The sequence below is a fragment of the Thermoanaerobaculum aquaticum genome (assembly GCF_000687145.1).
In the GTDB taxonomy this organism is placed as follows: domain Bacteria; phylum Acidobacteriota; class Thermoanaerobaculia; order Thermoanaerobaculales; family Thermoanaerobaculaceae; genus Thermoanaerobaculum; species Thermoanaerobaculum aquaticum.
The window spans coordinates 61,669-71,642 of record NZ_JMFG01000002.1 but is presented as its reverse complement, the minus strand read 5'-3'; the positions used below and the strand labels follow the sequence as shown (position 1 = coordinate 71,642).

Annotated in this window: 9 protein-coding genes; 2 read left to right on the top strand and 7 right to left on the bottom strand. The window is 66.3% G+C overall.

Translation table 11 applies throughout. From position 1 onward, the window contains the following. Positions 1-17 precede the first annotated feature (17 nt). A complete protein-coding gene (locus EG19_RS00545) occupies positions 18-1,850 on the top strand; it encodes a hypothetical protein (protein ID WP_038046257.1) in 1,833 nt (610 codons plus the stop codon). 13 nt (positions 1,851-1,863) lie between these two features. Further along, positions 1,864-3,087 carry a tyrosine--tRNA ligase gene (gene tyrS, locus EG19_RS00540; protein ID WP_407702143.1) on the top strand — a complete coding sequence of 408 codons (1,224 nt, stop codon included), beginning with the start codon at positions 1,864-1,866 and terminating at the stop codon, positions 3,085-3,087. Here tyrS and EG19_RS00535 read toward each other — a convergent pair. From EG19_RS00535 to feoB, 7 genes are all read right to left on the bottom strand, one after another. Further along, positions 2,996-3,517: a hypothetical protein gene (locus EG19_RS00535; protein ID WP_038046255.1), complete on the bottom strand. Its 522-nt coding sequence runs from the start codon at positions 3,515-3,517 to the stop codon at positions 2,996-2,998. The two genes, tyrS and EG19_RS00535, sit on opposite strands and share 92 nt — an antisense overlap. Continuing rightward, on the bottom strand, positions 3,514-4,053 hold the full coding sequence (locus EG19_RS00530) for a hypothetical protein (RefSeq protein WP_053334703.1): 540 nt from the start codon (positions 4,051-4,053) through the stop codon (positions 3,514-3,516). The genes EG19_RS00535 and EG19_RS00530 overlap by 4 nt, the downstream gene beginning before the upstream one ends. Then, positions 4,043-5,389 carry an ABC transporter C-terminal domain-containing protein gene (locus tag EG19_RS00525; RefSeq protein ID WP_053334702.1) on the bottom strand — a complete coding sequence of 449 codons (1,347 nt, stop codon included), beginning with the start codon at positions 5,387-5,389 and terminating at the stop codon, positions 4,043-4,045. Before EG19_RS00525 ends, EG19_RS00530 begins: the two co-directional genes overlap by 11 nt. Then, entirely contained in the window at positions 5,386-6,333 is a 948-nt protein-coding gene (locus EG19_RS00520; RefSeq protein ID WP_038046249.1) for an FAD:protein FMN transferase, read from the bottom strand. The genes EG19_RS00525 and EG19_RS00520 overlap by 4 nt, the downstream gene beginning before the upstream one ends. A 133-nt stretch (positions 6,334-6,466) precedes the next feature. Beyond that, a complete protein-coding gene (locus EG19_RS12130) occupies positions 6,467-7,000 on the bottom strand; it encodes a metal-dependent transcriptional regulator (RefSeq protein ID WP_053334701.1) in 534 nt (177 codons plus the stop codon). A gap of 51 nt (positions 7,001-7,051) precedes the next feature. Continuing rightward, on the bottom strand, positions 7,052-7,747 hold the full coding sequence (locus EG19_RS00510; RefSeq protein WP_038046247.1) for a metal-dependent transcriptional regulator: 696 nt from the start codon (positions 7,745-7,747) through the stop codon (positions 7,052-7,054). Positions 7,748-7,931: 184 nt separating this feature from the next. Continuing rightward, complete coding sequence (gene feoB / locus EG19_RS00505) at positions 7,932-9,899, bottom strand: ferrous iron transport protein B (RefSeq protein WP_038046246.1); 1,968 nt, start codon at positions 9,897-9,899, stop codon at positions 7,932-7,934. Between the last annotated feature and the right edge of the window lie 75 nt (positions 9,900-9,974).

Below are 9,974 nucleotides of genomic sequence, written 5' to 3'. Positions count from 1 at the left end.
CCCGCTATCATAGCCTGGTGAAAAAGCTCTTGCTCCCGCTGGTGTTCTTGGTTTTCACCGGGCCTGCTTTTCCGCAGGCCATAACCACCGGGCGCACCGAAAAAGGCCTCCCCTGGGCGGTGGTGGAGCTGCCGGGAGGGGATGGGGAATGGGCAGCGGTCTGGCTTCCCCCCGGGGTGAGCGCGCCGGCGGGGTGGGAGGAGGCCAGTGGGCCCGTGGAGAGCGTGGTGAGCGCCTGGTTTCCCGCCCTTTCGGCGCCCTCCCAGCTGCTTTCCGCTTTGCCGGCTTTTTCGAGCGCTGTGGCGGTCATCCTGGTAGGGCCGGTGCCGGCCCGGGAGCTTACGGCCTCCCTGGAAGCCCTGGAAGCGGTGACGCCGGCCTTGCCCCTCCGGGCTGCCTGCCGCTTTGCCGATGGGCTGGTGAACCCCACCCGCCAAACCGTTGAGGGCTTCCACTGGAGCTTTCCGTTGCCCCCTCTCTGGGATCCCCGGAGCGAGCTGGCGCCGGTTTTGGCGTTTCTTCTGGAAAAGCGCTGGCAGAAGCTCGGATTTACCGGGCCGGTGCGGGTGGAGGGCAGTCCCTGCCCGCTTTTGGTGCTGGAACACCGGGGCCCCAACCCCCGGAAAATGCTGACGATGGCCCGGGAAAGCAGAGCAAAGCTTGCCGCTGCCGTAGGCGAGGGTGAGCTGGCGGACTTTTCCGCCATCCAGCGGCGGGAGGCCAGCCTGTGGGCGGTGGACCCCAAGAAGGTGGCGCTTTCCGGCGTAGAGCGGCTGGGGTGGGGGAAGGAGCTGGGGCCGCTCCTTTACCCGGTGGAGCCGGCGCCGGCGGCAACGGAGGCTTTGCTCAAAGAGGTCCTTCTCGCTTACGCCGGGCAAGCGGAGCTCTGGGAGAGGGAGCGCCGCACCTTGCCTCCCGAGGTACGAACGTTGAGCTCCGGCGTGGTGCTGGCCTTTCGGGAAACCGGAAGCGACGTGGGGATCATGGCCGTGGCCTTTTCCGGCGTGGAGGGGGCTTTGGCCCAAGCGCTGGCGCAGGAGGTGGGGCTGCGAGCGGCCAAAAAGGGGCTTCCCTCGCAGGTGACCGTGGCTCTGGGCATGGCCGCCGCGGCGGTGGTGGGCTCCCCCGAGGAGCTGGTGGAAGCCCTGGAAGAGGTGTCAACTCTGGTGGGGAGCGCTGCCAGGGAAACCAAGGCGGGCCCGGCCCTGCTGCGGGCCCGCAGCGCCCTGGGCCTGGCCCCCCAGGCCTTTGCCGAAAACCTGGGGGTTGTTCTGGAGCTGCCGGAGGGCAGCGATGAGCTGGCCGAAGCCGCGGAGAAGTTCCTTTCGGCTTTGCCTTCCGGCAAGGTGCTGCGGCTGCCGCAGCTGGCCCCCGGTCTTTCCTGGGAACCCCAGGAGGGTCCCGCCCAGGTGGTGGCGGTGGTGGAGCTTCCGGCCACCCTTCCGGGGGCGGTCGCCGCTGAGGTCTTGCGTCAGCGGCTCGTGGCCCAGGGGGTGGAGGCGGAGCTCCAGCATCCCGCCGGCAAGCTGGTGCTTTTGTTTGGGCAAAGCGGGCAGGCCACGGTGCAGCAGCAGGACGAGGCTTTGGGCGCCGCCTGGGCCAACGCCTGCCTCTTTTCCGCTGAGGACGTGGGCAAGGCGTGGGCCAGCCTTTCCCAGCGTCTGGTGGGCTCCGCCGCCCAGGCCACCGCCCGGAAGGCCCTTTCGGTGTTCTACCCGGCGCTGGGAAATGGCCACTGGGTGGCCCCGGAGGAAAAAGAGGTGCGGGAAGTGGTGGCCGGTTTGCCGGGCTTTAAGATACTGCCTCGCTTCGGCGTGGGTCGCGCCGCAAGCGAAGACAAGCGTCGTTGAGGAGGTGGGTGTGGTGAAGGTTTCCGAGCAGATGGACTTGCTGTTGAAGGGGTGCGTGGATGTGGTGCGCCCCGAGGACCTGGAAAAAAGGTTGGAACAGGCACAAAAGGAAGGGCGAGGGCTGGTGGTAAAGGTGGGGTTTGACCCTTCGGCGCCGGACTTGCATTTGGGGCACACGGTGGTGATCCGCAAAATGCGGCACTTCCAAATGCTGGGGCACACCGTGGTGTTCTTGATTGGAGATTTTACCGGCATGATTGGCGACCCCACCGGGAAAAAAGCCACCCGGCCTCAGCTCACCCGGGAACAGGTGCTGGCCAACGCCGAAACCTACAAGCGGCAGATCTTCAAGCTCCTGGACCCGGAAAAGACGGTGGTGGACTTCAACTCCCGGTGGCTGGGGGCGCTTACCTCGGAGGACTGGATCCGCCTCACCGCCAAGGTAACGGTGGCACAAATGCTGGAGCGGGACGATTTTGCCAAGAGGCTGGCAGCTGGCCAGCCCATTGCCCTCCACGAGCTTTTGTACCCGGTGGCGCAGGCCTACGACTCGGTGGCCTTGAAGGCTGACGTGGAGCTGGGCGGCACCGATCAGCTCTTCAATTTGCTGGTGGGGCGGGACCTCATGGAAAAGATGGGCCTGCCGCCGCAAATCGTCATGACCCTGCCGCTGTTGCCGGGGCTGGATGGGGTGGAGAAGATGTCCAAGTCCCTGGGCAACTACGTGGCAGTGGAGGATCCCCCCGAGGAGATGTTTGGCAAGCTCATGTCCATTTCCGACGAGCTCATGTGGCTTTACTGGGAGCTTTTGACCGACACTCCGGCCTCGGAGCTGGCCGCCCTCAAGAAGCGGGTGGAGCAGGGGCAGGAGCACCCCATGGAGGTGAAGTTCCGGCTGGCCCACACCATTACCCGCGACTTCCACGGTGAGGACGCCGCAAGGGAAGCGGAGGCGCACTTCCGCAAGGTGCACCAGCGGCGGGAGGTTCCCGAGGAGGTGCAGGAAATCACCCTCCCCGCCGGGGAGCCCCAGCTCCTGGCCAAGCTGCTGGTGGCCAGCGGGCTTGCCCCCTCCAACGCCGAAGCCCGCAGGCTCATGAGCCAGGGGGGAGTAAAGGTAGAGGGGACGGTGGTTTCCGACCCGTTTACGACCGTCCCCTGTACGGCAGGATCGGCACTTTTGGTGCAGGTGGGCAAGCGCCGTTTTGCCCGTTTGCGCTTTGACCCCCGTTCGTAGCCCGGCGACCCAAGAGGTGCAGCCCGGCGGTGGCAAGCCACGCCAGGCCGGCGATGGTGTGCAGCCAGCGGAAGCTCTGGCGGAGCGCCTCCTCCACGCTCACCTGCAACCCGTAGCCCGAGGCCACCATCACCAGGGCCAAAAGCAAAAGGGCCACCCCGGAAAGCCGGCGCGGCCGGCGGGCCCGGAGGAAGGGGCTGGCGTGCCGGGCCCACAGCAAGCCCAGGAAGAAAACCAGGATCGGCGCGGCAAGCACGTGGGCGTGCTGCCAAAAGGGAAAAGAGGGGGCCACCGCCGCAAAAGCATCCTCGGGTGGCGGCGAAAGCCGCAGGACAAGCAGGGCCACGCCGGTGACACCCACGAGCAGCTGGGCCAGCCAAAAGGCCACCAGCTCAGCAAGGCTCAGCCCCGAGCGCCGCACCCCGTTCATGGCGAAAGCACCTGGTGCAAAGCCAAAACCCGCCGCACTGCAGTAGCGGTAGCCTGGGCGGTGAGGGTGGCACCCGCCACCGGGCGGAGGTTCTCACCCAGACGCGGCGGCTTTTCCGGGGAGGTCCCGGCAAACTGCCGGTACCAGCTCTCCCGGGGCAGGTAGTCCGGGGGCTCGGCAAAGGCCAACACCTCCACCCGCAGCACCTGCCCCTGGGGGTTGAGGATCACCAGAAGGGTTTCCGGCAGGGTGCGCACCCGGTGGGTGTCCAGGTAGGCAAAGGCGAGAAGCTGGCCCTCCCGCTGCACCCGGTACTGGAAAACCAAGCCCGGCACCTCCCCCACCCCCTGGGCGGCGAGGGTGGCCTTTTGCTGGGGGGTGAGGTAGTGGGCTTCTTTGGTGACCTGCGTCCCGGGGAAGGCCAGAGCAATCGCCTCTTCCGGGGTTTTCAGCACCCGCGCGGAAAGGACCGCGGCGCAAAGCCCGGGGAGGAGCAAGGCTCCCCCCCGGCGCAGCAACGTGCCGTTAAAACACATAGCCCAAAGCCAGGTTCCACTGGTTGATGCCGCTTTTCGCGCGGTTTTGGACGTTTTGGGCGTCCAGCTTGAAGATGATTTGCGGAAGGGGCTGGAAAGCCACACCCAGGGTGAGGATCTTCTGGTCGTTGGCGGGGTTGGCGGCAAAGCCTGCGGGCATGGTCTTCTGGGTGTTGATCTTCTCGTAGCGGATGAACGGTGCCAGCACCCGGCGCTCGGCGGGGAGGAGGTCGTAGGCCACCTCCAGGTAGCCCCCTTGCAGCTTTTCAGCCACCGCGGCGCTTCCCGAAAGCCCCAGGGTGCGGTTGAGGGCAGCAGCCTCGCCCACCGTGGCTTGGGCCCAAAGCCCCCGGAGCGTGAGCCCGCGCAGTTTGTACTCGGCGTGGGCCTCAAAGATGCGGGTGGGCACCGAGAGCTCGCGGCCATCGCTGGTGGAAAGCCCCTGGCCCGCTTCGCCCAGGTAAACGCCGATGCCGGCCAAAAGCCCTGGGGTTTGGGTCCAGTCCACCCTCCCCGCCCAGGCGAAGCTTTCGGCTTTGGCTAGAGCTCCCGACTGTCGGCCAGAGCGAAAGCCGGAGGCCGAAAACTTGCTGGCATCCAAGCCGGTGAGGACGTAGGTGCGGTAGGAGAAGGGTCCCACATCCCCGTAGGCGCCAAAGCCCAGCTCCATCCAGGTGGCGGGCAGGATGCGGGTTTCGGTTTCCGCCCGGCGGGCAGGGAAGAAGGTGGTGGGCTCGTGCACTTCGTTCACCAGGCCCAGGGGAACCAGGATGAGGCCGGCCCGCAGGTTGGCCGCTGGGGAGGCGAGCCAATCCAGGTACGCAAACTCCAGCTCCACGGCGCCCCCTTTTTCGGTGTGGGCGTGCTCCACCTCCAGCTCGGAGTTGAAGATCCAGCGGTCGTCGAACTTGTAGCCGGTGTAAAGCACCGCCCGGTAAGCATCGGCAACGTCGACCTTGCCCGAAGGGCGACCGTCATCGCGGGTGGTGGCAAAGTTTTGGTAAAGGAGCTCCCCGTAACCCGCCAAAGAAACCCCGGGCTTGGCGGCGTACACCCTGGAGGCCGCCGGGCCTAACCCCAAGGCCCGGGGGGCGGCCATGGCCTCCCCCAGCTCGCCCAAGCGCAGGCGCTCCAGCTCCTCGGCGAGCACCGCCAGCTTGCGCTCCAGCTCCGAAAGGCGCGCGTTGTCCTTGGCACCCTGGGCGGCGGCCACCTGCTGCCGGAGAGCCGCCACCTCGGCTTCCAGCGCCTTGACCCTTTCCTCCAGGGTCTGCCCCCAGGCGGAAAGCGTGACACCGAACGCACAGAACACAAACGCAACCAGCCATCGCTTCATGGTTTTTCCTCCTTTTGGCCTTGGTGCGGCCAAACGATCTCCTCCACCTGCACGTTGTTTGCTTTGGGGATGAGCCTTCCCCGGTGGGGGGTGGTGAGCAAGCGCAAACCCTTTCCCTCCCGCACCAGGAAAACCGCCGCCACCTCCCGGTGGTTCGCTAAAAACCGGAAAGCATTTTCCGGCCCTAAGACGAAAAGCGCGGTGGACAGGCAGTCGGCGGTGATCCCCTGCGGCGCCCACACCGCCACCGAGCCAAAATCCCGGGCGGGCTGCCCGCTCCGGGGGTCCAGAAGATGGCCCAGGGGCTTGGCGTCCACCCAGCGGGCACGCTCGCTGTTCCCCGAGGTGGCCACCGAGCCGGGGGGGAGGATCCAGGTGGCCACCACCTCCCCGCGGTGGTCGGGGTGCACCAGATCCACGGCCAGGGCTTCCTTTCCCCAAAAGCTCACCTGGCCCCCCAGGTTGAGCTCCACCGCTTGCACCTTGCCGCCCACCGCGGCAAGCGCCGCGTCCAGCGCGGCCCCTTTGCCAAAGCCACCCTCCTCCAAAACCACATCCGGCGCGGTTTTCAAAAGGCGGCAGCTTTCCAAGCGCAGTTTCTCGTAACCCACGGCCCTCTGGGCTTGCGCCAGCTCCTGAGGGCTTGGCCAGCGGCCCGGGCCCCGGAGGTCATAGGCGCGGATCAAAGCTCCCACCGTGGGATCAAAGGCCCCGCCGGTTGCCTGGGCCCAGCGCAGGGCCGTGGAAAGCTCGTGGCAGAGCTCGGAGGAAAGCGGCACCGCTTGCCCCGCCGGTGCCCGGTTGAGGGCGGAAAACTCGCTGTCCTGCCGCCAGGTGGAAAGCCGCCTCTCGGTTTCCTCCACCGCGCCAATGGCTTTTTCGGCCAAAAGGCAGGGGTCTTCCGGGGGGTTGGCCCAAACCCTTACCGAAAGCGTGGTCCCCATGAGAACCACCTGACGCCAGCAGGTGCTCGCCTCCAGGGGGAGGGCGGCAAGAGAGCAAGCTAAAAGTGAACACAATCTCTTATTTGTGGCAGAGGCGGGGCGGGGAAGGAGAGCGTGTATCACCGCCGTCTCCTTACTGGGAACTACCCGCTGCCAAAAGGCAGGTGTTGGTGCAGAGGTCGCAGCGGGCTTCGGGGGGACAGCTGGCGGTGGTTTCCTTAAAAACCGCCAGCGCTTCCCGCGCCGCCGGGTGATCGGAGCGCAAGAAGCGAATGAGGCGGATGAGCGCTGCCCCCGTTTCCTCCGACAGCAGGTGCTCCACCTTGCAGGCGTCCAGCGCTGCCGCTTGCGGCCGAACCCCCAGGATTTCCTCCAGGAACACCCGCACCACCTCCCGCTTGGAGGCCACCCGGGCCACCACATCGGCTCCCGCCCGGGTGAGGTGCAGGCGCTGGCGGGCGTCCACCTCCACCAGCCCGTGCTCCTGCAGGCTGCGCAGCTGCAGGGAAGCGGCCGCCCGGGAAATACCCAGCTCCCGGGCCACGTCTACCGCCCGGGGGTCGGTGCCCTTACGGTTGAAGGCGGCAATGGCCAGGAGGTAGTGGGCCGCCGAGTGGGTGATCTCGTTGGCCTCAAAAGCCCGCCAGGTGGTGGCAAAGCTCTCCATACGCAGGGCAGTCTATAGCATCCCAAAAGCGATGTCAAGCATGCTTAACAATCACCACTCGGCCACTGGCCGCACGTAAATGCCGCCGGCAATGTCGTCCTCTAAGGCCAAAAGCGTGCGGTCCACCTCCACCACCACCGAGGGCTGCTTTTGCTTCAGGTGCACCACCGCCCCTGGGGTGAGGCCGAGGTCCGCCAGCTGCTCCAGGCGGTCCCGGTGCTTGGGGGCCAAGAGCACCACCTTGGCCTGCTGTCCCGGCTTGAGCTGGGTGAGAGGCACCAAAAGCGGCGCCTGCGGACGGCTTAGGGCCTGGCAGCACTGGCCGGGGGGGATGGGGCGGCCGTGGGGGCAAACCGGAGGGTGGCCCAGGAAGGTGCACACCGCTTCCGCGGCTTCCGAAGAGAGCAGGTGCTCCAGCCGGCAGGCTTCCGCTTCGCTGTCCTTCATGGGCAAGCGCAAAACCTCGTAAAAGAGCACCTCGGCCAGGCGGTGGTTGCGCACCACCTCCCGCGCCCGGGCGTCCCCTTCGGGGGTCAACCGCAAGAGGTCCCCGTCCAGCGCCACCAGCCCCTCTTCGATGAGCTCCTGCACCACACCCCCCCAACCTTCGGAGGGGCCGGCATGGATGCGCCGGGCCAGGGCGGAAATGGTGAGGGGGGTTTGGGCTTCCTGGGCGGTCCACAGCTCCTCCAGCACTTCCTCCCGGGCCCAGGTGGGGGGCTTGACCAAAAGCACGTCTTCGCTCATCACGCGACCCTTTTCTTGAACAGCTTGGCGACCCGCGTCAGCCACGGCGAGGTCAGCACGAAGCGGTAGTGGCAGTTGGGACAGCAGAGGGTTTGGCAGTTCTTAGCAAGCGGGCATCCCGCGGGGCAGCTGGCCTGCCCGGGAAAGGAAAAACCGCACAACGGACAGCGCACCCACTCCCGGCTCACAGGGAGACCCCCAGGGCGCGCAGCACAAAGTTCAAAACCCCGCCCACCAGAAAGGCAAAGGGCACGATAAAGGCCACCATGGCCAGGGCGGTCTTCAAGCCCCGCTCCTTGATCATCATGAAGAAGTTGGCGATGCAGGGCACGAAAAGGGTAATGACCACCAGGGCTACCACCGCCTGCACGCCGTCCAGCTTGCCGGCATCCCGCAGGGCGTACAGGCCCGCGGCCCCGTAGTCACGACGCAAGAACCCCACCAAAAACGAGCTGGCGGCCTCGGGCGGCAAACCCAAAAGCCCGGACACCACCGGCTTGGCCAGGCCCTCAAAGACCCGCAAAAGGCCAGTGGCGTCCAAAGAAAAGAGCACCAGGGTGCCGAGGATGAAGAGCGGCACGGCCTCTTTGAGGTACCACTCGGTGCGAGCGGCGGTTTTGATGAAGATGTTGCCCAACTGGGGGACGCGCAGGGGAGGGATTTCCAGCAGGAAATCCGAGGAGCGGCCCGGCAGCAGGCGAGCGGCGGCCCACCCCACACCAAAGAGGGTGGCCGCCACCACCCCACCCCACAGGAAGGTGCCCAGGAAGGACATGCTGGAAAGCATGGCCAGGATCACCCCCAGCTGCGCCGAGCAAGGGACACCTAAGGCCAAAAGCAAGGTCACCAGCACCCGCTCCTTTTTGGAGGGCAAGATGCGGGTGGTCAAGGTGGCCATGGTGTCGCAGCCCAAACCCAGAACCATGGGCAGCACCGCCTTGCCGTTGAGCCCCATGGCCCGGAACACGCGGTTCAACATCACCGCCAGGCGCGGCAGGTAGCCCGAGTCCTCCAAGATGCCAAAGAAGATGAAAAACGTCCCCACCACCGGTAGCACAATGGCCAGCGAGTAGGTGAGGGCCATGGTGATCACGCCGTAAGGCCCCACCAGCAGTTCGGTGATGAGCCCCGGCCCTAAAAGCGTCTGGAAAAACCGTTGGGCGGCCGGGTTAATGATCTTGCCAAAGAGGCCGTCTTCAATGAGGTCCACCAGGGTACCGGCGCCAAAAACGCCCACAAACAGGTAGGCCGCCAGCAATACCCCAGCCAAGAAAAAAGCACCCCAAACCGGGTGCATGGTGAGGGCCCCCAGGGTTTCCCGGAAGGAGCCGTAGGCCGCCCGGTCGGCGCGGAAGGTTTCCTTGAGGAGCTCTTCCACCGCCCGAAAGCGCGAGCGGGAGAGAACGCCAGCCACCCGCCGCCCCAGCTGCCGCTCCACCTGGGCACGGATGAGACCCACCTCGGCCAGCACCTCCTCCCCCACCTGGGGCGTAAGCCAGGGGAGCAGGGAGTCGTCGCCCGCCAGCAGCATCAGGGCAATCCCCCGCCGGGCAGGTCCCAACGCCTCAGGGAGGAGCGCTTCTACCTTCTGGCAGGCGTCCTCAATGGCCCGGGGGTAGGAAGCGGAGAGGCGCGCCACCGAAGCTTCCGGCAGGCGCTTGGGGATTTGCTCCAGCCCGGAGCCGCGAATGGCGGTGGTGGAGAGCACCGGGATGCCCAGGCGGGCCTCCAGCTTCCCGCGGTCCACCCGCACCCCTAAGTCTTGCGCTTCGTCCTGCAGGTTTAAAAGCAGGATTTGCCTGCGCCCCAGCTCCGCCAGCTGCAGGGTCAAGTAAAGGGTGCGGCGAAGGTTCTTGGTATCCCCCACTTGGATCACCAGCGCATCGGGTTCCCGCAGGAGGATGTCGCGGGTGACCTGCTCGTCCTCCGATTGGGGGATGAGGGAGTTGGTGCCCGGGGTGTCCACCAGCTCCGGGGCACCGGGGATGGCGGTGGCCCGGGCGCGGGCAATTTCCACGGTGGTCCCGGGGTAGTTGGCCACGGTCACGTAGGTTTTGGAAAGAGCGCCGAAGATGACGCTCTTGCCCACGTTGGGATTGCCCACCAAAAGCAATCGTGGTGCCGAAGTAGTCTGAGCGGCAGTATGCGCCATAACCCCCCAAGGAGCGGAAGCCTAGCGGCTTCCCGCGCCTCTGTCAAGCATGCTTAACGTTATTGTGAAGCGCGG